Source organism: Cohnella ginsengisoli (assembly GCF_029525555.1).
Classification (GTDB): Bacteria; Bacillota; Bacilli; order Paenibacillales; family Paenibacillaceae; genus Cohnella; species Cohnella ginsengisoli.
The window spans coordinates 1496006-1516390 of record NZ_JAPDHZ010000002.1 but is presented as its reverse complement, the minus strand read 5'-3'; the positions used below and the strand labels follow the sequence as shown (position 1 = coordinate 1516390).

Sequence of the window (20385 nt, the reverse complement as noted above, 5' to 3'; positions counted from 1 at the left end):
ATTTGGAAGGATTTCCAAATGTCGCGTCGAACTATCCATAACCGGGTATCAATTATTGGATATCATTGGATGGTTTTAATCGGGAGGGGATGGGTTCGTGGTTAAAACGAAAGCGCGCGGATTGGGAATGGCATTGGTCGCCCTCCTGATCATCGCGCTCGTCGGCTGTCAGGCCGTGGGCGGCGTGAATTTGAACGAGATGCTGACCAAGCAGCTGGATGTCCGTTCGTCGGCAGGCAGCGGCTCCGTCGAGATCGAGCTGAATTGGGACGAGGAAGCGATCGCGGCGGAGGACGAGGAGACGCAGCGTTTGATTAAGCTTTTCAGCCGAATCAAGCTGCAGCTCGATCAAGTGCGAACGGATGAAAAAGGCAATATGAGTGCGAACGGCAGTCTTTCCTTGAACGATCGGAAGATTCCGTTTGCGCTGCAGATCGACCCGACGACCGCGGTATTGACGGTCGAGGGCGCGAAGCGCCCGCTCATATTGGATGCAGAAGAGCTTCAGGCTGGCGCGATTCCAGGGGGAGGATCTGTTCCCGGGAATTAGCGATATGACTTCCCAAGTCGCCGAGCAGGCGGTACGGGACGCGCTGAAGCAAGTCGCGTCCTTCGTGGTCGGGCATCTGCCGAACCCGCCGAAGATCCAGGCCGAGGCGGTTCAGGTGCCGATCAACGGCACGCCGACCGACGTGATGAAGGTGCATGCCGAGTTGAACGGCAAGGAGCTGGGCGAACTGATTCCGGTATTCCTCGATTCGGTGCTTTCGGACGGCCAAGGCGTGAAGAGCTTGATCGAAAAGCTCGCCGCATGGGCGTCGGATCTGCCGCAGGATATGAAGGACGCGCTCGGCATCGCGCCAGAAGATACGAATTGGACGCCAGAGGAACTAACGGACGCTGCGCAGAGCGTGATGGACGGCGTGAAGGAGCTTCGCGACGAATATGAAGAGGCGAGCGCCGAGGAAGATTGGCAGCAGGCGTCTAACGAAGCGCTGACGTTCAAGGGCGATTTTTACGCCGACAAATCCCTGCACGTCCGCAAGTCCGACATCGAGATCGCGCTTGACGCGAGCTTGTTCGGAGAGGAAGACATCCCGCTCAAGGGCTTGGTTATCCGCACCTCCCAAGAGGCCTGGAACATCAACGAGGACCAAGGACTCGGCGACGTAGAAGTGCCTGCGAACGCCATGGACGTCGAAGAGCTGGCCGCCATGAAGCCGCGCAAGCTTCTCGGTCAGCTGAGCGCGAATTCGGCCGTGTACGGCTTGCTCAAAAACGATCTGCAAATCGACGACCAATCGTTCACGCTGAGCTCGGAGTGGGGCGTGCCGTTCGCGAGCGACGACGACGGCAACCTGTACTTGCCGGTCAAGGAGACGATGCGCGAGTTCGGCAATCCGATCGCGTTCGACGCGGCGCGCAAGCAAATTCGCTTCTACGACGAACCGACGACCCAGGAGTTCGTGCTCACGCTCGGTTCGGATCAGGCGCTCGTTAACGGCGAGACCGTGAAGCTTCAGTCGCCGGTCGCCCGGCTCGGAGGCGTCTCGTACATGAGCGCGGACGACCTGCTCGGCATGCTGCATGCGACCTATAAACTTACCGATGGCTATGACGGCGAACAGCTGCTCGAAGTGAAGCGTGATCTGTGACGTAGAACAAGTTTTAAAGACATGAATCCTTTGGCGAACGGCGGTTGTATGGCGACGGGAACGGGCGTATAATGACCGTTAACGACACGGACGCCGATCCCGGCGCTCGTGCAGGGAGGTTATGCGGCATGGAGAAAATCACGAACGAGTCCGACTTCAGGGCGCGCGTAGGCGCGGATGGTTTGACGGTGGCGGTATTCAAGACGACCTGGTGTCCGGATTGCCACTTCATCGATCCATTCATGCCCGCTGTAGAAGAAGCCTATGCCGATCGGCTCCGGCTGATCGAGGTTGACCGCGACGATCTGCCCGAACTGTGCAGCGAGCTGAACATTCTCGGCATTCCGAGCTTCATCGCTTTCCGCGAGGGACGCGAGTTGATCCGCTTCGTCAGCAAGCTTCGCAAATCGCGCGAAGAGATCGAGCAGTTCTTGGACCGCGCGGTGGCGGTATCCGCCGGGATCGCGCCGAAGGCTTGACCGCTGCCCATTTGGGAGAGTAGATCAAGCGAGATAGCCGGAAAAACCGGCTAACTGGGCTCCGCGAACCGTGGGAGCAAGCGAGATAGCCGGAAAAGCCGGCTAACTGGACTCAGCGAACCGTGGAGCGAGTAGGATAGCCGGAAAAACCGGCTAACTGGGCTCCGCGAACCGTGGGAGCAAGCGAGATAGCCGGAAAAGCCGGCTAACTGGGCCCAGCGAACCGTGGAGCGAGCGAGATAGCCGGAAAAACCGGCTAACCAAGGCACGCGAACCGTCGGTTCGGACCCCGCAGCAAGAAAATAAAGAAGGGACGATGCAGGATCGACCTGCCTCGTCCCTTCTTTATATGATCGCTCCATCCAAATTCGACGCCTTTGTGACACTCTTCACAAAGTTCGGGACCGTTCACAGTTTGAACATAGCATTGACCGCAATCGCTCGGGTATAATGAAAACGGGCTGAAGCCGACTACTTCATTATAGAAATTAGGGATGGAATATGACCGCTAGAGCTTACAGGCTGCTGGCCTTGTGGAGCTGCATCGGCATGCTGCTCGTGCTCATCGCCGGCGTCGTCGTCACCAATACCGAATCGGGCCGCGGCTGCGGAACGGACTGGCCGCTTTGTAAAGGGAAGTTCATTCCCGCCTACACGGTCGAATCGATCGTCGAATACACGCACCGCGCGGTCAGCGGTCTCGAAGGCCTCCTGGTCTTCGCCGTTTTCCTGCTCACGATGCGCCTGAAGCCGGCGAACGGCGAGGCGCGTCTGTACGCAGGCGCCGCGCTGCTCTTTACCATCTTCCAGGCCGTGCTCGGGATGCTGGCCGTCATCATGCCGACGTCGGACGCCGTGCTCGCCATTCACTTCGGCATCTCGATGGTCGCGTTTACCAGTACGTGGCTGTTGTACGCTTGGGCCAGACGCTGGGACCGCGCGCTCCGGACCGGCGATGCCGGGGCGTGGCCGATTCCGAAGAGAGCGTTGCCGGCGCCTGCGTCGCTTGACGGAGGACGGCAGAGCGGCACCGCCGCGAAGATTCGTCCAAGCCAAGCGGGCAACGTACGCGCAGCTGGCGCTTCCGTGCCGGCAGGCCTGTTCGGCTGGATTCTATCGGTCATTATATATTGTTATGCGGTCGTTTACTTAGGCGCGTACGTACGCCATACCGATTCGGCGGGCGGATGCATCGGCTGGCCGCTCTGCAACGGCGAGGTCGTGCCGGAGTTGAGCGGTGCCACAGGGATCGTTTTCCTGCACCGGGTTGGCGCGATCGTGCTGTTCCTCTTCATCGCCGCGATCGTACTGCTCGTCCGGCGGCGCACCGGCGGCCACGAGGAACTGACGCGGATCGGCTACGTATCGCTCGCGCTCGTCATCCTGCAGAGCCTGAGCGGCTGGCTGCTCACCGCCACGCTCGAACATCACGACGTATACGTATTTACCAGTTTATTGCATACGATCATCATATCCGTCTTGTTCAGCGCGTTGTGTCTATGGGCCATTCGCGCCTGGCAGCTATCCCGTCGCTGACGTCATTGGAGGAATCATATGAGTTTTTCTTCGCTTCGTCCGTTTTTGGAAATGCTGAGGAAAGAGGGCGACCTGGCGGTCATCGAGACGCCGGTCGACCCCGTGCTGGAGATCGCCGAAATACATCGCCGGGTCATCGATTCAGAGGGCCCGGCTTTGCTGTTCACGAATGTCAAAGGCGCCGCCTTCCCGGTCGTCACCAACTTGTTCGGGACGAGCCGCCGCGTGGATCAGGCGTTCGGTCCGCGGCCCGAGCAGCTCGTGAACCGGCTGATCGGCGCGATGGACACGCTGATGCCGCCGACGCTGCCCGCGCTTTGGCGGGAGAAGGATATGCTGCTAGACCTGATGAAGGTCGGCATGAAGAAGGTATCGCAGGATGCGGCGCCGGTGCTCGGCGTCGCGAAGCGCGAGCGGCCGCTGGCCGGACTGCCGGCGCTTACCTGCTGGCAGGAGGACGGCGGCCCGTTCATCACGCTGCCGCTCGTCTACACGGAGTCCCCGGCGCACGGCAAGAAGCATAATCTCGGCATGTACCGGATGCAAGTGTACGACGATTCGACGACCGGCATGCACTGGCAGATTCACAAAGGCGGCGGCTTCCACTACCACGAGGCGGAGCAGATGAACCGCACGCTGCCGGTATCCGTTTTCCTCGGCGGTCCGCCCGCGCTTATCGCCTCGGCGATCGCGCCGGCGCCCGAAGGACTGCCGGAGCTGCTGCTTACTTCGCTCATTCTGGGAGGCAAGCTCCCGATGGCGGAGGATCCGCTCGGCGGCCATCGCATCCCGGCGGAAGCCGAGTTTGCGATCAAGGGCAGCGTGCCGCCGCATCTGCGCCGCCCCGAGGGGCCGTTCGGCGATCACTTCGGCTATTACTCGCTGACGCATGACTTTCCGGTATTCAACGTCGACCATGTCTGGCACCGCAAGGACGCGATCTACCCGGCGACGATCGTCGGCAAGCCTCGCCAGGAGGACTACTACCTGGGCGAGTTTTTGCAGCGACTGCTGTCGCCGGCGTTTCCGATGGTCATGCCCGGCATCCGCAGCTTGTGGACGTACGCCGAGACGGGCTTCCACGCGCTCGCGTCCGCGGTCGTCCGCGAGAGCTATTCGCGCGAGGCGCTCGGCACGGCGTTCAGCATCCTCGGACAGGGTCAGCTGTCGCTGACCAAGTTCCTCATGCTGACGGACCGTCCGGTCGAGCTGGAGCGCTTTTCCGAGCTGCTGACGACGGTGCTCGAGCGGTTCGACCCGCTCAAGGACCTGTTCGTGTTCGACCATACGTCGCACGACACGCTGGACTACACCGGCCGCAGGCTCAATCACGGCTCGAAGGCCGTCATGCTGGGCGTAGGCGATCCGATCCGCGAACTGCCGCATACGTATGCGGGCGGGGATCTGCCGGGCATCGCGGACATCCGCGTCTTCGGCCCGGGCTGTCTCGTCGTTCGCGGCGACGCGTTCGAGCGCGAGCCCGAGCTGGCGGAGCGACTCGCGGAGACGCTGTCCGCGCGCGACGATTGGCAGTGGCCGCTCGTCGTGCTGGCGGACGACGCAGGGATCGCGGAGTCCGAGCGGCAGTTTCTCTGGACCGTGTTCACCCGGTTCAACCCAGCGCATGACATGTACGCTAAGACGATCGCGAGCCGCCACCATATTGGCTATGGGCTGCCGATCGTCATCGACGCGCGCATGAAGCCGGGCTATCCGGATGAGCTGTTCCCGCGCGATGACATCGTGAAGCTCGTGGACGACAGGTGGCGGGAGTACGGGATTCGCAAGTCATAATACGCGCACTAGGCAGGACGCATTTTTGCGTCCCGTTTTGACGAACGGAGGCGGAGACGAAAGATGGATATCGCAAGTCTTGCCGCGGCGATCGGTCTGCATGAGGACGCATCGGCGCTCGTGCGGGAGTATGATCGGCTAGAGAGCGGCGACTATCCCGCGCACAAAGCTTTTTTTCTGCGCGATCGCGCAGCCATGCTGGCTTCCGTCAGGCAGCGGGCGGATTACAAGCCATTCTTCTTGTACTTCTTCGTAAAAATGGCCGTGGACGCTTATGCGGAGTACCGGTTGCGAGAAATCCCGGACGAGGTGTATATCGAGACGTTCTCGGATATCCGGATCTGGACCGACGTTTGCAAGACGATCTCCGGGGAATGCGGCATCGAGGAATCGGGCTGGCTGCAGGAGCATGTGCGCCTTGCTTTGTTTCGGCTCGGCAGGCTGCAGTTCCAGCCGATCGCGCTCGATCGCGATTTGATCGCGGGAGACCGGAAGTTTGCGAAAGGAGATCTCGTGCTGAACGTCCATATTCCCGCAGGCGAATCGTTGGATCAGCAGGCGGCTTTAGCGTCCTTCGCGCGGGCGCGCGCCTTTTTCCGGGGCGTACCATCGGTATTCGTCTGCCATTCCTGGCTGCTGTACCCCGGCCTCGGCCAGGTACTGGATCCGGGCTCGAACATTATGCGGTTCCAGCGGCTTTTCGAGATCTATGAGGTGGACGACGCTTCCAGGCAAGCGGAGGAACGGATCTTCGGCGCGCCGCAGGACGATCCTGCCGCGTACGACGAGCATACGGGCCTGCAGCGGCGGGCCAAGGCTTACTTGGCTGCAGGGGGCAAGCTGGGCGCAGGGGCAGGGATCTTTGCGGAAGGTTGACGACGAGCGACTTTCCCGGGAAAAAGACGGCTAAAGGCCATCCCCGGCAAGTTCGCAGGCCGGGCAAGCCCGGCAAGCCCGGCAAGCCCGGCAAGCCCGGCAAGCCCGGCAAGCCCGGCAAGCCCGGCACCACCCTGATCCTGCCACTTTTCCGTATCCTGCAAAATGCAGAATACAAAGCGGCAAAACCATGAATTGAACCATTTTCGGCAATTTATCCTGCAGCTTTTTTGCATGATAACTAATAGCTTGCCTACATACCGAACGACCATCATGCACTTTTGCACGATACGAAGACGCGATTGCACCCGACGACAACAAGGACCGCACAGTAAATGTGCGGTCCTTGTTGCGTGCGCGCCAGGGCCGGGAGCATGCGTCCAAGTGAAGGCCCCACGCAAGCCCTGGCGATGCCTTATAAGATCGGCGACAGCAGCCGCGAGATCGATTCCTTGAATTTGATCCGCAGCGGCCGGCTGCGGTACTTCTCGATCGTCAGCAGCTCCGATACGGCGATGTCTTGCTTGAACGCCTCGACGAGGCGCAAGGAGACGTTCGCGTCGTAGATAAATGCGTTGACCTCGAAGTTCAGCTTGAAGCTGCGTACGTCCGTATTCGCGGTGCCGACGGAGGCGATCTCTTGGTCCACGACGAGCGTTTTAGCATGGATGAAGCCGTTTTTGTACAAATAAACGTTCGCGCCGGTCTCGAGCAGCTCTCCGATGTTGTACAGCGTCGCCCAGTAGATGAACATATGGTCGGGCTTGTCCGGGATCATGACATGGACGTGGACGCCGGACAGGACGGCGATCCGCAGCGCGTCGAGCATGCTCGCGTCCGGGATGAAGTAAGGGCTCTGCAGATAGATCGAGTGCTTCGCGGAAGCGATCATCTTGATGTAGCCCTGCTTGATATGTTCAAGCCTCGAATTGGGTCCGCTGGCCACGACCTGCATCCCGACCTCGCCCGCAGGGGCGTCCTCCGGGAACAGCTCGTGCTCGTAAGTGATGTCGTGCTTGCGCGTCGCCTGGTTCCAATCCAGGATGAAACGCGTCTGCAAGCTGTGCACGGCCGAGCCGCGAATGCGAAGATGCGTGTCGCGCCAGTAGCCGAACTTCGGGTCTAGCCCGAGGTACTCGTTGCCGACGTTGAAGCCGCCCACATAGCCGATCCTGCCGTCCACGATGACCAGCTTGCGGTGGTTGCGGTAGTTCATTCGCAAGTTGAAGATGCGAAAGCGCGAAGGGAAGAAGGCCGCCGCTTCGCCGCCGGCTTCGATGAGCGGCCGCAGCATGCGCTTGCTCAATCGCCGCGAGCCGAGCTCGTCGTACAGCAGGCGAACCTTGACGCCCTGCTTCGCTTTGGCGGTTAACGCGTTCAGCACTTCGCGTCCGAGGCTGTCGCAGCGGAAAATATACGTTTGAAAATGGACCGTCTCAGTCGCAGCGGCGATATCCGCAAGCAGCCGGTCGAACTTGGCCCGCCCGTCCGTGATCGTCTCTACCTCGTTATCCCGGCTCCATAGGGCTCGGCTTCCTTTGAGATGCAGATGGATCAGGTCTGCGTGCCGCGTGGCGATCTTGCCCAGCGAACGCGTCGAATCGGGGGGAGCCGAGCGTGTCGAGCTGAGCCTGCGATAGGTTGCGAATGCCGATCTTGTCCAGGTCGCCCCATTTGAACAGCTTCACTCGTCGATAGTCCTGCGCCAGGAAAAGGTACATAATGAAGCCGAGTATCGGGATAAAGTAAAGGACGAGCAGCCATGCCCATGTCGAACCGATATCGCGGCGCCCCTGAAAGACGACGAAGACGGCAAAGATCATGTTCAGCACGAGGAACAGTCCGAGTATGATAGAAGTGACGCTCACCGGTTTTCCCCCTCGTCTTTCTTTACCGCAGCTAGGGTCTTACGCGACATGCGAAGCCGCTCCTTTCCGTCCTCCGCGTTCGTTAGATGACTTTGGTCGTCCAAGCTTCGCCGTTCCAGACGTCCGTCGCGACCTCGCGGTAAAATTCGGGCTCGTGACTGATGAGCAGGATGCTGCCTTTGTACGCCTTGAGCGCGCGCTTCAGTTCTTCCTTGGCGTCGACGTCCAGGTGGTTCGTCGGTTCGTCGAGCACGAGCAGGTTCGATTCGCGGTTGATCAGCTTGCACAGCCGCACCTTGGCCTTCTCGCCGCCGCTCAGCACGGAGATGCGGCTCTCGATATGTTTGGTCGTCAGGCCGCACTTGGCGAGCGCCGCCCGCACCTCAAACTGCGTCATCGACGGAAACTCGCGCCATACCGACTCGATGCAGGTGTCGTCCGCGCCGCCTTTGACCTCCTGCTCGAAGTAGCCGACGAATTGGTTGTCCCCGCGCTCCACGGAGCCGGCCAAGGACGGAATCTCGCCGAGCAGGCTGCGCAGCAGCGTCGTCTTGCCGATGCCGTTGGCGCCGACGAGGGCGACCTTCTGGCCCCGCTCCATGAGCAAATCCACCGGACGGCTAAGCGGCTCGTCGTAGCCGATCACGAGGCCCTTGGCTTCGAAGATGAGGCGGCTCGAGGTCCGCGCTTCCTTGAAGTTGAACTCCGGCTTCGGCTTCTCCTTGGCCAGCTCGATGACGTCCATGGCGTCCAGCTTCTTCTGCCGGGACATCGCCATGTTGCGCGTGGACACGCGCGCCTTGTTGCGGGCGACGAAGTCCTTGAGGTCCGCGATTTCCTGCTGCTGCCGCTTGTAGGCCGATTCGAGCTGCGACTTCTTCGCCTCGTGCAGGGTCAGGAAGTTGTCGTAGTCGCCGACGTAGCGGGAGAGCTGCTGATTTTCCATATGGTAAATGAGGTTGATGACGCTGTTCAGGAACGGAATATCGTGCGAGATGAGAATGAAAGCATTCTCGTATTCCTGTAAATAGCGCTTCAGCCACTCGATATGCTGCTCGTCCAGATAGTTGGTGGGCTCGTCCAGCAGGAGGATATCCGGCTTTTCCAGCAGCAGCTTGGCAAGCAGCACCTTGGTCCGCTGGCCGCCGCTCAGATCGTTGACGTCCCGTTCGAGACCGATGTCGGTCAGTCCGAGGCCGCGGGCGATCTCCTCCACCTTGGCGTCGATCAGGTAGAAGTCGTTGGTGTTCAGGATATCCTGAATCTCGCCGACCTCTTCCAGCAGGCGCTCGAGCTCGTCGGGCTCTACGTCGCCCATCCGCTCGTACATGCCGTTCATTTCGGCTTCGAGATCGTTCAGATATTGGAACGCCGTCTTCAGGACGTCGCGGATCGTCATGCCCTTTTGTAGCACGGAATGCTGGTCGAGGTAGCCGACGCGCACCTTGCGCGCCCATTCGACCTTGCCGGCGTCGGGCTCGAGCTTGCCCATCACGATGTTCATGAAGGTCGACTTGCCTTCGCCGTTGGCGCCGACGAGGCCGACATGCTCGCCCTTCAGCAGGCGGAAGGATACGTCGTTGAAGATGGCGCGGTCGCCGAAGCCGTGGCTCAAGTTTTGCACGTTCAATATGCTCATGGGAATTCCCCTTTTTAATATCGTGGTAGTATGGCGCTTTCTGAGCACCAAGTACCATTATAGACGGCGCTGGGGACATAGGGAAGATTTATTGATGGAAAAAGAGGCAGCTTACGGCGGACGCCACCGAGCGGTCAGCGTCGCTTGCGGGACCGGCTGCCGCCTTCCAGCAAATAGGACATGCGCCTCAGCAGAAGGGGCACCGCGGAGCTCAGCCCGATCGCCGTCCATTCGCCGCTGCCTTTATGCTTGGCGACCGCATAGATCAGGGTACTCATCAATAGGTCGTAAAGTACGAACGCGCCGATCCGCGACGCGGGAATGACGATCATGATATAAGGCTGAGCGGTGCGGGGAACGGGGGCGGTATCGAGCAAGCCGGTCACTCCTTCCGTTGCCGATGCAACGATCCAGCTTATTCGCGCGGGATTGTCCGCTATGCTTGGTCGGGATAGAGTCGGCGGCATGCGCTTAAACTGCTCCGCGCCAGTTGAGTCGGGATTCCCCGATGCGGTACAATGAGAAAATAGGCGAATGGCGCGATTACTTATTACGATTTACGATTCGATAGATGCCGCGCCGGTTGGAGGCCTATTATGTTGCGAGCTTTGTTCGGCGAACCCCCCGTACGATTGGGGAGGGCCGGTTCGGAATACGATCGACGCGATGGAACGCTTCGCGCTGCTGATGCAGGAGCAAGGAGAAGGGGACTCGGTCGAAGCGGCGCGAATCCGCAAGTACCAGATTTGGACCGAAGGACTGCTTCGCTCGCTGGACGAATTGGAGTCGAGCCGCTACGCGGCGCTGCGGTTCGCCAAGCTGCTGAACGTGACCTCCTTCGAGGAGATGACGCCGGAGGACCGGCTGAACTATTACAATCATATCTACTTCGATAAAAATGCGTTTATCCGCCTGTTCTCGGTGCTCGACAAGCTCGGCACGCTGATGAACGAGTACTTGGGACTCGATACGGAAAACCGGATGGAGAACCACTTCTCCTTTTTTACGGTGCTTCGCAACATGCGGCACAACGGACTGCATCCCGAGCTGGCCGAGAAGCTGGAGGCGCTGTACGAGCCGAGGCGCGAGGCGATGGGCCGGCTGCGCAGAAGGCGCAACATGGAGATCCATCAGATGAACGCGGAGCTACAGGACGATCTGCTGCAGGTGCTGAACGTGAAGCGCGAGCAGCCGCACCTGGAGAATATCGACGAGAACATGGTCGACCTGAACGAGGGCTGGGAGCTCGTCTATCTTGCGCTCGCGCTCGTGTTCAACCATATGTGCAAAAAAGGCGAAGAAACAGGCGCATCACGCCTAAGGAGCGATCGAAAGTGGAGACGTTGAAGCTGGCAGGCAGGACGGCGCTCGTCACGGGCAGCGCCAAGGGGCTCGGCAGACGGACCGCGCTCGAGCTGGCCGGTCTCGGCTGCGACGTGGCCGTGAATTATGTGAATAGCCGTGACGAGGCGCTGCGCGTCTGCGCGGAGATTGAAGCGATCGGCAGGCGCGCGGTCGCCGTGCAGGCCGACATCGCCAAGGCGGAGGACGCGGAGCGGCTGGTTCGGACGGTGGAGGAGCGGCTCGGCGGCGTCGACATCCTCGTCAACAGCGCGGGGCCGTTCATCCGCAAGCGCAAGCTGTTCGCCGATTATACGGCCGAGGAGATCGACTTCCTGATGAACGGCAACCTGGTCGGGACGATGCATATGGACCTTCAGGTATTGCCGGGCATGCGCGAGCGGGGCTGGGGCCGCATCATCCACTTCGGCTTCGGGCATGCGGCCGAGGCGAGATCCTGGCCGCACCGGGCCGTATACGCGGCAGCCAAGGTCGGGCTCGTCTCTTTCACCAAGACGCTTGCCGTCGAAGAGGCGGCGAGCGGCATCACGGTGAACATGATCTGCCCGGGCGACATCCGCGGCAGCTTTAAGGAGAAGGGCATCGCGGACGCCGCAGGCGTGCTTGACGAGGAGTCCCCGCGCGGCCGGCCTGGTACCGGCGAGGACGTCGCGCGCGTCATCGGCTTCCTGTGCCTGCCCGAATCCGACTTCGTGACGGGCAATACGATCGACGTCTCGGGCGGCCTGGATCCGATCAAGAGCAACGTCCGGCGCGCCAAGGACGAATGACACAAAGAAGCCCCGCGCCGCCGGCGCTAGGCCGGACGGGCAGGGCTTCGAACGTTCCCGCGAAGGGAATATTAGAATACTTGTACGACTTCCTCGATGCCTTCGACTTCCTCGAGCAGGGCGCGCTCGATACCGGCCTTCAGCGTGATCGTGGAGCTCGGGCAGCTGCCGCAAGCGCCCATCAGGCGAAGCTTGACGATGCCGTCCTCTACGTCGACCAGTTCGACGTCGCCGCCGTCGCGCTGCAGGAACGGGCGCAACTTGTCGAGTACTTCGAGCACCTCGTCGTACTTCGTTGCTTCTTGAACGTTGTCACTCACAATCATCCACTCCCTTCTTCAGCTTATTATAATACAAATTGCGCGCAATTAAAATGGATGTCTCCGAGAAAGGAGAATGGCGATGAATATCGTTGAATTTTGCGTCAGCAACGCGCACCACGGCACCGATCGGCTCATCGACAAGCTGAATAAGCTGCCGGACCTGGAGACGATCGAATACGGCTGCCTGGGCAACTGCGGCGAATGCTACCTGTCCCCGTACGTGATGGTGAACGGCGAGACGGTCGTCGCCGAGACCGCGGACGCGCTGTACGACGCGATCCTGAAGGAGCTGGGCAGCCAGGACGAGCACCGCAAGGCGCTCGACAAGCTGCTGGACGATCTCTGATCGGCCGGCACGGTCTCCCGAACGATCAGCCGAAGTGGCGGCGGCTCTTCCAGAGCACGCCGCTCTTCAGCATGCGGGGCACGCGCCCCATGATCGGCGTATGGCCCATGATGCCGAAGCCGGACTTTTTGCCGAGCGAGCCGAGCGTACCGCGCAGCCTGATCTTGGTCAGGTGTATGCCCTTGCCGTGCACCCGCGCCGACAGTACGTGCGCGACCTGCTTGCCCTGCGCTTGGGCGAGCTGCGCGCTCGGCGAGAAGGGCTGGCTCGAGCAGTCGCCGATGACGAAAACGTTCGGCGCGTCCGGAAGCTCGTGGTACTCGTTCACGACAAGACGGCCGGCCTTGTCCTTGGCGTATTCAAGCCGCTGAATGAGCTCGACGGGCTGGATGCCGGCGGTCCATACCGTCACGTCGGACGCGATGTCGCCGGTCGCCGTGTGGATGACGCCCTCGCCGATGCTCGTCGTCGTGATATGGGACAGCATCTCGACGTTGTGTTCGCGGAACCAGTCGGCGACGAACGATTGGAGCTTGCCCGGGAAGCCGGACATGACGCTCGGGCCGCGGTCCACGATGCGGATATTAAGGTCGGGACGGCTCTCGCGCAGCTCGGCGGCCACTTCGACGCCGCTAAGGCCGCCGCCGATGATCGAGATTTGACCGTACGGCGCCGTATTGTTCAGCATTTGATATGTTTTTCGCGTAGCTGCCAGCGACTGGATGCTGCATGCGAATTCGGCGGCGCCGTCGATGCCGTGATAGTTGTCCGTACAGCCGAGGGCGAGCACCAGATAATCGTAGGTCAGCGGATCGCGTTCGGTAAAAGAGACCCGACGGTCCGCGGGCGAGATGTCCGTCACTTCGCCGTGTATGATCTCAAGCTGCGGGTGCTTCGGATATTCGACGCGAATATCCAGGTCGGAGGACGTACCCGCGGCGAGCGCGTAATATTCGGTCTTCAATCCTTGGAACGGCATCCGATCGACCAGCAGGATCCGGACGTCCGAGGGAAGCTTTTCCTCGATTAGCTCGTTCACCAGCGTGAGGCCGCCGTAGCCGCCGCCCAGAATGACGATATTGCTCACAGTAAACGACTCCTTTAAAACGCCTTCTATTCGTAGACCTTGACTTCGTTGTAAAGCGTATCGCGTTCTACGGGGATTCTACCCGCTCCCTTAATGAGCCAAACGAGGTCTTCCCTCGTGATACCGGCCGGCGTGAGCGCGCCGGCTGCATGGCTGATACGCTCTTTCACGATCGTCCCGTGCGCGTCGGAGGCGCCCATCGTCAGCGCCACTTGCGTGAGCTGCGTCCCGATATTAATGAAGTAAGCCTTGACGTGCTGGAAGTTATCCAGCATCAGCCGGCCGATCGCGATCGCCTTGAGATCGTCGAACGCGGAGTTGCGGCGGCGGATGCCCGCCTTCGGGCTCGTCGGCTGCATGGACAGCGGGATGAAGACCTGGAATCCGCCCGTCTCGTCCTGCAGCTCGCGCAGCTGCAGCATGTGCTGCACGCGCTCCTCGACCGATTCGACGGGGCCGTACAGCATCGTCGTCGGCGTCCGCATGCCGAGCTGGTGCGCGGTACGGTGGACTTCAAGATACTCTGAAATGCCAGCCTTTTCGACACGCATCTTGTCCCTGTACTGATCCGACAGGATCTCCGCTCCGCCGCCGGTGAGCGACTCGAGACCGACGTCCATGAGGCGCTTCAGCACTTCGCGGTAGGAGAGACCCGAGATGCGGGAGTAAAAATCGATCTCCGCGGCCGTATAAGCCTTGATCGTCACCTGCGGATAGCGCTCCTTGAGCGAGCGGATCGATTCTACGTAGTATTCGAAGGGAACATGCGGGTTATGACCGCCGACGATGTGGAATTCTCTGGCCGTCGGCGTGATGTGCTGATCGACGTAGGCGAACATTTCCTCCGGCGTCAGCGTATAGGCGCCCTCTTCGCCCTGGTCCTTGCGGAAGCTGCAGAAGGCGCAGTGAGATTCGCATACGTTGGTGAAGTAGAGGCTCATGGTCTCGGTAAAATAAACCTTTTTTGCCGTTCTTCTTCAGATTGACTTCGTTGGCCAGTTGGCCGATGGTGAGCAGGTCTTCGGACCGATACAGGTGCACGCCGTCCTCGAGGGACAGCCGGGCGCCGGAACGAACCTTGTCCGCGATCTCCGCCATGCGCCGGTCGGGATGCGTCGTTACGAGTGTCATGGGTATCATGACCTCCTCCGGATGGAATGGGATAAGCCTGCGCCGGGGAAGCGGTGGCGGCTTTTCGATAAAGTTTGTGAAAAAAGGTACATAAGGAAAATAAAAAAAATACTGAATGAACACACTATTAGCATTATAAGCTTCCTCCGTGTGCAGGGCAATATAAATCGGGCAGGTATATTTCATCCGAAAAGTGGGAATGACCTTGAATAATAAACAAATTATGGTACTGTATTAGAAGATCAATCGAATAAAAGGGAGCCAAATGGAATGACAAAACCCGATGTTCTGCCGCTTCAGCAATTGGAGCAGCTTGAGCAATCCGACATGATCGCAACGCTGCAACAATATCGCGCAACCTATACGATCAAAGATCTGACGCAAGCATGGGGCTTGAACAACCCGATTCAATATTATATGTGGCTTCGCAAGCACCAGATATACGAACAGCTCGTGCGCCGGACGGACAAGTTCGAGCCGACCAAGGAGTGGAAACGCACGCGGGAAGCGGACGTCCAGCCGGGAGACGAGAGGCGGATCAAAGGGCTGCCGGCGGATCAATTCCGGTACGGCATCGACACCGAGTCGTCCGGGCCGGAGCTTGCGATGGTTTTCCGCAGGCTCGCGGATTTTCTGGCCAACGAGGCGGGCAGCTTCCGCTGCCGGATCGAGCTGAAGGCGATCCAGATGCCGGCGGCCGCTTTGGCCGAGTGGAAGGACGAAGAGCCGGGCGCGTGAGCGCCCGGTTTTTTTTGTATGCGTTGTCGGGATACGCGCACGTAAAATGTGTATCTACACTCAGAAACTCCGCGCTCCACACGCACAAGCCAGTCACATGCACAATAATTGTACATCAACTCTTGGACGTCTTCGCTTAGTCTTCGACGATTTGGATGTCCATGTTATACAGCAGCGAGGTCGCCTCCGGCAGCATGAACTTGGCCTTCTGGATGCGGTTATGCGTCGGATTGATCGCGTAGCCCGTAGCGCGGGAAAAGTCCGCGCCGGTCAGCGTCGTATCGCCGAACAGGCTCTCGCTGAGATCGGTACCGGCAAAGCTCGTGTCGGCGAGCTCGGCTTCCCTGAAGTCGGCGTTTTTGGCCATGCAATCGACGAATGCGCTGCCGGGCAGCTTCAGCCCGATAAAAGTGGAGTGGCTGATCGTGCATTGGTCAAAGCTAAGCATGCGCCGTCCCGCCGTTCTTGGCCAATCGGCTTCGGTCCAGTTGACGCCGACGACCTTGCACTTGACGAACGAGGCGTCCGCGAACTCGCTGTCCAATACCTTGATGAAGTTCATGTTGCAGCTCTCGAAGGTGCAGCCGGAGAACTTGCATGCTTTTAACGCAGCCTCGCTAAAGTCGCAGTTCCTGAAGGTGCAATCGTAGAAGCGTACGGACGACAGCTCTTCATTTGCCAATTGAAAGTCATTAAAGGTCTCGTCATAATACTCGTCTTCGGTGAACACGGTCATGCGGCATCCGCTCCGTTCCTAAGGACTTCCAGCCAAGTATAGCACAGGCGGCGAACGCACGAGGACGTCCGGTCCTCTTGAGAGAACCGGCGGAGAGGAGTATACTGTAGTCAGTTCGATTACCGTTTTTATAAGTCAGGAGGGACCGTACATGATTCAGATCACTGAGGCGGCCGGTCAGAAGATACAGGAAATGCTCGCAGCGGAGGAAAATGAAGGCTTGTTCCTGCGCGTAGGCGTACAGGAAGGCGGCTGCACGGGCTTCTCATACGGAATGGGCTTCGACGACGAACAGCACGAGGACGACCGCGTGCTCGATATCCGCGACCTGAAGGTCGTCGTCGACCAGGACAGCGCGAAGTACCTGAACGGCCTTGAGATCGACTGGAAAGAGTCGGGACTCGGCGGCGGCTTCACGATCTTTAACCCGAACGCGACGGCTACTTGCGGCTGCGGCTCGAGCTTCCGCACCGCGACCGACGCAGGCAAGCCTGCTGCGGCTGGCGAGTGCTAATAAGGTCTTGAACAAAAACCTCCCGGACATGCGCAATTATTGCGTTGTTCGAGAGGTTTTTTTGTCGTTCTCGTGCGAAGAGCGCCAACTCCGATAGCGGTCGGACACAGCAGCCGTTGTTTACGCGCAGATCGCCCTAGTTCGTTCCGATCGACAGCAGCTCTCTTATATCTTGCTCGCTGAGCGAGGACAACGCCTCCGTGCCCGGACGGATGACCTCGTCGATGAGGTGACGCTTGCGCTGCTGCAGCTCGGCCATCTTGTCCTCCACGGTCCCCTGGGCCACGAGCCGGATGACCTGCACGGCGCGCTGTTGCCCGATCCGATGCACGCGGTCCGCAGCCTGTTGCTCCACCGCGGGATTCCACCAGAGGTCGTACAGGATGACCGTATCGGCACCGGTTAAGTTAAGCCCCGTACCTCCCGCTTTTAATGATGCGAGGAACAGCTCGCGCTCCCCCCGCGTTGAACCTGTCGCACAGCTCCACCCGCTCCGCGGCAGGCGTGTCGCCGTCCAGGTAGAAATGGGTCATGCCGCGCGCGCCGAGCTCCCGCCGGATCATCGCCAGCATCGACGTGAACTGCGAAAAGACGAGCGCGCGCCTGCCCGCGCTGCGGCAATCGTCCAGCAGCTCGAGCAGCTGGTCGAGCTTGGCGGAACCGCCGGCGTAATCTTCGACGAACAGCGCCGGATGGCAGCAGAGCTGTCGCAGCCGCGTGATGCCCGCCAGGATTCGGATCCGATTGCGGTCCAGCGTATCCTTGTCCAGATGCTTCAGCGTCTCGGTTCGCAGCTTGGCCAGATAGGCCGCGTACAGCTTTTTCTGCGCCGGCAGCAGCTCGGAGGCGATGACCGACTCGATCTTGTCGGGCAGCTCGCGCAGCACGTCCGATTTGAGACGCCGCAATACGAACGGACGAATGCGGTCTGATATCTCCTCGCGGGACAGTTCGGAGAACGCGCGCCGGCCGGGGAACAAGCCCGGGAATACCGCGCCGGCGATGGACCGAAGCTCGTCCAATGCATTTTCGATCGGGGTGCCCGTCAGCGCGAAGCGCTGTTCCGCAACGATCCGCTTGACGGCTTGGGCCGTCTGCGTCGTCTCGTTCTTGACCGCTTGCGCCTCGTCGAGGATGAGCGTGTGGAACGTCATCCCCGCATACAGCTGAATATCCTTGCGCAGCAGCGGATAGGAGACGATGACCGCGTCGAAGCGGGACGGGTTCGCCAGCGCTTCCGCTCGCTCGCTTTTCGCGCCGTCGGCGATGCGGCACCGGATGTCCGGCGCGAACTTGCGAAGCTCGCTCTGCCAGTTGTACATGAGCGAGGCGGGGCAGACGATAAGCGCCGGCTGGCCGCGCTCGCGCATGACCGGCAGCATCGAGGCGACGAAGGCGATGCTCTGTATCGTCTTGCCGAGGCCCATGTCGTCCGCCAGAATGCCGCCGAAGCGATAGTGGGCGAGCGTCCGCATCCATTGATAGCCATACAATTGGTAATCGCGCAGCGTGCCGGCGAGCGCGGCCGGGGCGGAAGCGAACGCGGCTTGATCCGGATGGCGCAGGTCGTCGAGCAGCCCCCGGAGCACGCGCCCGTGTTTGACGGCCGTACCGCCTTCCGGCTCGAGCAGATGGAGGCCGCGGACGAGCGGCAGGCGCAGCTTGCCGTCCTTAAGCTCTGACGGGAGCATGCCGGTCGCGTCGAGCAGGCGGTTGACCTCCGCGAAGTCCTGGCCGTCCAGCGGCACCAGAGCCCCGCCGGTCATGCGGTAATAAGCGCGTTTCTCTACGAGCGCCTGCAGGAGCGACTTGATCTCGGCCTCCGGAATGCCAGAGATGTCGAATTTGAATTCGAGCCAGTCGGTTCGCTCGTCCGTGTCGGCCGATACCTTGACGATGACCGGATCGGGCAGAAGGCGGATACGGACGGCCGCCGTGGCGTAAACGCCGAGCAGCGGTTCGAGCAGCGGAAGCACCCGGTACAAAAATTCGAATTCGCCTTCCTCGTCGCCGCCCATCACGTAGCCGGCTTCGGTGCGGACGAAGGCGCTGCCGTCCATAAGCTCGAGGATGCGCCGCTCGCGCTCGCCGTCCCGAACGAGAATCGGACCGTCGTCCGAACGCTTGGCGCCGGCAGCCTCCAGCGGATTGATGACGACGGAGCCGTAGTGAAACTCCAAACCGGCGAGCAGCCGGTCGCGCACGCGATCCAGGTACAGCTTGGCCTTGAGCGGCTCGCGCACGATCTTGTCCGACACGGCTTCGGCGATCTTCACGCTGCCGAGCCGCATAAGCCCGGGCACGACGCGTTCTATGAAGCCGTCCGCTTGCGCGCGCGGAATGCGAACCTGCTTCGCGTCGTTCACGATCGGCGCGCCCTCCCGCGCTGTCGACCGCTCAGTCGCTCGATCGGTCGCCCGCTCTGTCGCGGCCGGCGCCGGCGGCAGCATGCGCTGCAGCTGCGCCAACTGCGTGCAGCTGGCGCGAGGCAGCTTGACGAGCCCATCCTCCGTCAGGACGAGCCCGTATGCCTCCAGCACGGTGACCGAGTCCAAGCCCCGGACGTTCAAAAGGCATCCGCCGTCCGCGTCGTCCGGATCATAGTCGATCTCATAGCGCACGGGCAGCGGGCCCTCTGCCGAAGGCAAACCCGGCAGCAAGCGCTCTCCAGCTTGAAGAGAAACGTCCGAGGCGCGGCAGAGCAGCGCGTACAGCGACGCCCAGTCCTCCGGCGGGATTCGAAGCGCGCGTTGATTGCGCGCGCCGCTTAAGCCCGACGGCGACCGGACGAAAGCCACGTCGCCGCGGTTCATGCGGGCGAGCGTCTGAATGATCTCGTCGTCGGTCTCCGAAAAGCAATGAAGCTCCGGATCGTACACGAACGCCTTGGCGATCGGATGGGATTCGCCGCGCTCGACGCTGTCGAGCCAGCCTCCGATCTGCTTGACCGCATGCATCCGCCCCGAATCGGGGCCGATGCGCGCTTCGACGCCGAGCGCGTGTTCGCGGCCGTCGTCGAGCGGAACGCAGACGAAGGCGACCGTCAGCTGATCTCGCGTCTCGAACCGTTTGCGGGCGCCGCTTCGCGCGGCGGGCTTGGGCGTCGCGAACAAGCCGATCATTTTCGCGGCGAGTCCGTCGTCCTGGACGGCTCCGTCCGCGTCCGCGCGACCGGCTCTCTCGCCCGCCGCGGATCCGGGGACGCTGCCCGACAGCCGGTGTTCGATGATCCGCAGCAGCGCGGCGGCGATATGGTTGCAATATTTATCGTAGGAAGCCAGGGATGGGCAGGTGCAGGAGGCGGCTACGTCTCCCGCCCGCGAGATCCGGAGCTTCGTCTCGTAGACGGATCTTCCGCTTCCCTGGACGACAGCCTCGTAGACGCCGGCTTCGTCGTCGTACGCGGCGAAGGATACTTTGCCGGCGCGGGCATAGGCCAGTCCGCTCTCGTAGGCGATGCGCCCGCAGAGCGAACGGACGGTTTGGCGCGTGATGGATGCGCTCATCGGTCTGGACTCCTCTTCTCTTCGC

The 20385-nt window shown here is 60.9% G+C and carries 17 protein-coding genes and 3 pseudogenes; 12 read left to right on the top strand and 8 right to left on the bottom strand.

Features of this window, described 5'->3' with window-relative positions:
- Positions 1–97: 97 nt before the first annotated feature.
- The 7 genes from OMP38_RS07320 (at position 98) to OMP38_RS07290 (ending at position 6534) form a co-directional block, all read left to right on the top strand.
- Positions 98–550 carry a hypothetical protein gene (locus tag OMP38_RS07320; RefSeq protein ID WP_277564490.1) on the top strand — a complete coding sequence of 151 codons (453 nt, stop codon included), beginning with the start codon at positions 98–100 and terminating at the stop codon, positions 548–550.
- A gap of 4 nt (positions 551–554) precedes the next feature.
- Positions 555–1655, top strand: coding sequence for a stalk domain-containing protein (locus OMP38_RS07315; protein WP_277564489.1), 1101 nt, complete (start codon positions 555–557; stop codon positions 1653–1655).
- Between the two features lie 128 nt (positions 1656–1783).
- Positions 1784–2134 (top strand): thioredoxin family protein, encoded by a 351-nt coding sequence (locus OMP38_RS07310; protein ID WP_277564488.1) that lies wholly within the window; start codon positions 1784–1786, stop codon positions 2132–2134.
- Positions 2135–2635: 501 nt separating this feature from the next.
- Entirely contained in the window at positions 2636–3670 is a 1035-nt protein-coding gene (locus OMP38_RS07305) for a COX15/CtaA family protein (RefSeq protein WP_277564487.1), read from the top strand.
- Between the two features lie 18 nt (positions 3671–3688).
- The gene (locus OMP38_RS07300) at positions 3689–5464 is read left to right on the top strand and encodes a UbiD family decarboxylase (protein WP_277564486.1); all 1776 of its coding nucleotides are present in this window, start codon (positions 3689–3691) and stop codon (positions 5462–5464) included.
- Positions 5465–5527: 63 nt separating this feature from the next.
- Positions 5528–6340 carry an acyltransferase domain-containing protein gene (locus OMP38_RS07295; RefSeq protein WP_277564485.1) on the top strand — a complete coding sequence of 271 codons (813 nt, stop codon included), beginning with the start codon at positions 5528–5530 and terminating at the stop codon, positions 6338–6340.
- A complete protein-coding gene (locus OMP38_RS07290; RefSeq protein WP_277564484.1) occupies positions 6337–6534 on the top strand; it encodes a hypothetical protein in 198 nt (65 codons plus the stop codon). The genes OMP38_RS07295 and OMP38_RS07290 overlap by 4 nt, the downstream gene beginning before the upstream one ends.
- A gap of 221 nt (positions 6535–6755) precedes the next feature.
- On the opposite strand, the pseudogene cls reads toward OMP38_RS07290, so the two are convergent.
- The 3 genes and pseudogenes from cls to OMP38_RS07275 form a co-directional block, all read right to left on the bottom strand.
- Positions 6756–8208 (bottom strand): annotated as a pseudogene (gene cls / locus OMP38_RS07285) (cardiolipin synthase).
- An 82-nt stretch (positions 8209–8290) separates the two neighbouring features.
- Positions 8291–9847 (bottom strand): ABC-F family ATP-binding cassette domain-containing protein, encoded by a 1557-nt coding sequence (locus OMP38_RS07280; RefSeq protein ID WP_277564483.1) that lies wholly within the window; start codon positions 9845–9847, stop codon positions 8291–8293.
- Between the two features lie 134 nt (positions 9848–9981).
- Complete coding sequence (locus OMP38_RS07275) at positions 9982–10224, bottom strand: hypothetical protein (protein ID WP_277564482.1); 243 nt, start codon at positions 10222–10224, stop codon at positions 9982–9984.
- 157 nt (positions 10225–10381) lie between these two features.
- On the opposite strand from OMP38_RS07275, the gene OMP38_RS07270 reads away from it, so the two are divergent.
- A complete protein-coding gene (locus tag OMP38_RS07270; protein WP_277564481.1) occupies positions 10382–11194 on the top strand; it encodes a Cthe_2314 family HEPN domain-containing protein in 813 nt (270 codons plus the stop codon).
- A gap of 2 nt (positions 11195–11196) precedes the next feature.
- A complete protein-coding gene (locus OMP38_RS07265; RefSeq protein WP_277565200.1) occupies positions 11197–11979 on the top strand; it encodes an SDR family oxidoreductase in 783 nt (260 codons plus the stop codon).
- Between the two features lie 71 nt (positions 11980–12050).
- Here the strand turns inward: OMP38_RS07265 and OMP38_RS07260 are convergent, their stop codons facing one another.
- Positions 12051–12299, bottom strand: a complete 249-nt coding sequence (locus tag OMP38_RS07260) for a NifU family protein (protein WP_090111072.1) — start codon at positions 12297–12299, stop codon at positions 12051–12053.
- 82 nt (positions 12300–12381) lie between these two features.
- Between OMP38_RS07260 and OMP38_RS07255 the strand changes: the two genes are divergently transcribed.
- A complete protein-coding gene (locus tag OMP38_RS07255; protein ID WP_277564480.1) occupies positions 12382–12648 on the top strand; it encodes a YuzB family protein in 267 nt (88 codons plus the stop codon).
- A gap of 25 nt (positions 12649–12673) precedes the next feature.
- Here OMP38_RS07255 and OMP38_RS07250 read toward each other — a convergent pair whose 3' ends face one another.
- On the bottom strand, positions 12674–13735 hold the full coding sequence (locus OMP38_RS07250; protein WP_277564479.1) for an NAD(P)/FAD-dependent oxidoreductase: 1062 nt from the start codon (positions 13733–13735) through the stop codon (positions 12674–12676).
- Between the two features lie 26 nt (positions 13736–13761).
- Positions 13762–14866 (bottom strand): annotated as a pseudogene (gene mqnE / locus OMP38_RS07245) (aminofutalosine synthase MqnE).
- Between the two features lie 270 nt (positions 14867–15136).
- On the opposite strand from mqnE, the gene OMP38_RS07240 reads away from it, so the two are divergent.
- Positions 15137–15604, top strand: coding sequence for a hypothetical protein (locus OMP38_RS07240; protein WP_277564478.1), 468 nt, complete (start codon positions 15137–15139; stop codon positions 15602–15604).
- Positions 15605–15740: 136 nt separating this feature from the next.
- Here OMP38_RS07240 and OMP38_RS35650 read toward each other — a convergent pair whose 3' ends face one another.
- A complete protein-coding gene (locus tag OMP38_RS35650; protein ID WP_277564477.1) occupies positions 15741–16340 on the bottom strand; it encodes a pentapeptide repeat-containing protein in 600 nt (199 codons plus the stop codon).
- Positions 16341–16491: 151 nt separating this feature from the next.
- Between OMP38_RS35650 and OMP38_RS07230 the strand changes: the two genes are divergently transcribed.
- Positions 16492–16854 (top strand): HesB/IscA family protein, encoded by a 363-nt coding sequence (locus tag OMP38_RS07230; RefSeq protein WP_090110616.1) that lies wholly within the window; start codon positions 16492–16494, stop codon positions 16852–16854.
- Between the two features lie 136 nt (positions 16855–16990).
- On the opposite strand, the pseudogene OMP38_RS07225 reads toward OMP38_RS07230, so the two are convergent.
- Positions 16991–20360, bottom strand: a pseudogene (locus OMP38_RS07225) (DEAD/DEAH box helicase).
- Between the last annotated feature and the right edge of the window lie 25 nt (positions 20361–20385).

Coding starts and splice junctions, on each gene's coding strand:
- OMP38_RS07255 (WP_277564480.1), top strand. CDS start 12,382: ATGAATATCGTTGAATTTTGCGTCAGCAACGCGCACCACGGCACCGAT.
- OMP38_RS07230 (WP_090110616.1), top strand. CDS start 16,492: ATGATTCAGATCACTGAGGCGGCCGGTCAGAAGATACAGGAAATGCTC.
- OMP38_RS07280 (WP_277564483.1), bottom strand. CDS start 9,847: ATGAGCATATTGAACGTGCAAAACTTGAGCCACGGCTTCGGCGACCGC.
- OMP38_RS07315 (WP_277564489.1), top strand. CDS start 555: ATGACTTCCCAAGTCGCCGAGCAGGCGGTACGGGACGCGCTGAAGCAA.
- OMP38_RS07270 (WP_277564481.1), top strand. CDS start 10,382: ATGGCGCGATTACTTATTACGATTTACGATTCGATAGATGCCGCGCCG.
- OMP38_RS07300 (WP_277564486.1), top strand. CDS start 3,689: ATGAGTTTTTCTTCGCTTCGTCCGTTTTTGGAAATGCTGAGGAAAGAG.
- OMP38_RS35650 (WP_277564477.1), bottom strand. CDS start 16,340: ATGACCGTGTTCACCGAAGACGAGTATTATGACGAGACCTTTAATGAC.
- OMP38_RS07295 (WP_277564485.1), top strand. CDS start 5,528: ATGGATATCGCAAGTCTTGCCGCGGCGATCGGTCTGCATGAGGACGCA.
- OMP38_RS07310 (WP_277564488.1), top strand. CDS start 1,784: ATGGAGAAAATCACGAACGAGTCCGACTTCAGGGCGCGCGTAGGCGCG.
- OMP38_RS07305 (WP_277564487.1), top strand. CDS start 2,636: ATGACCGCTAGAGCTTACAGGCTGCTGGCCTTGTGGAGCTGCATCGGC.
- OMP38_RS07240 (WP_277564478.1), top strand. CDS start 15,137: ATGACAAAACCCGATGTTCTGCCGCTTCAGCAATTGGAGCAGCTTGAG.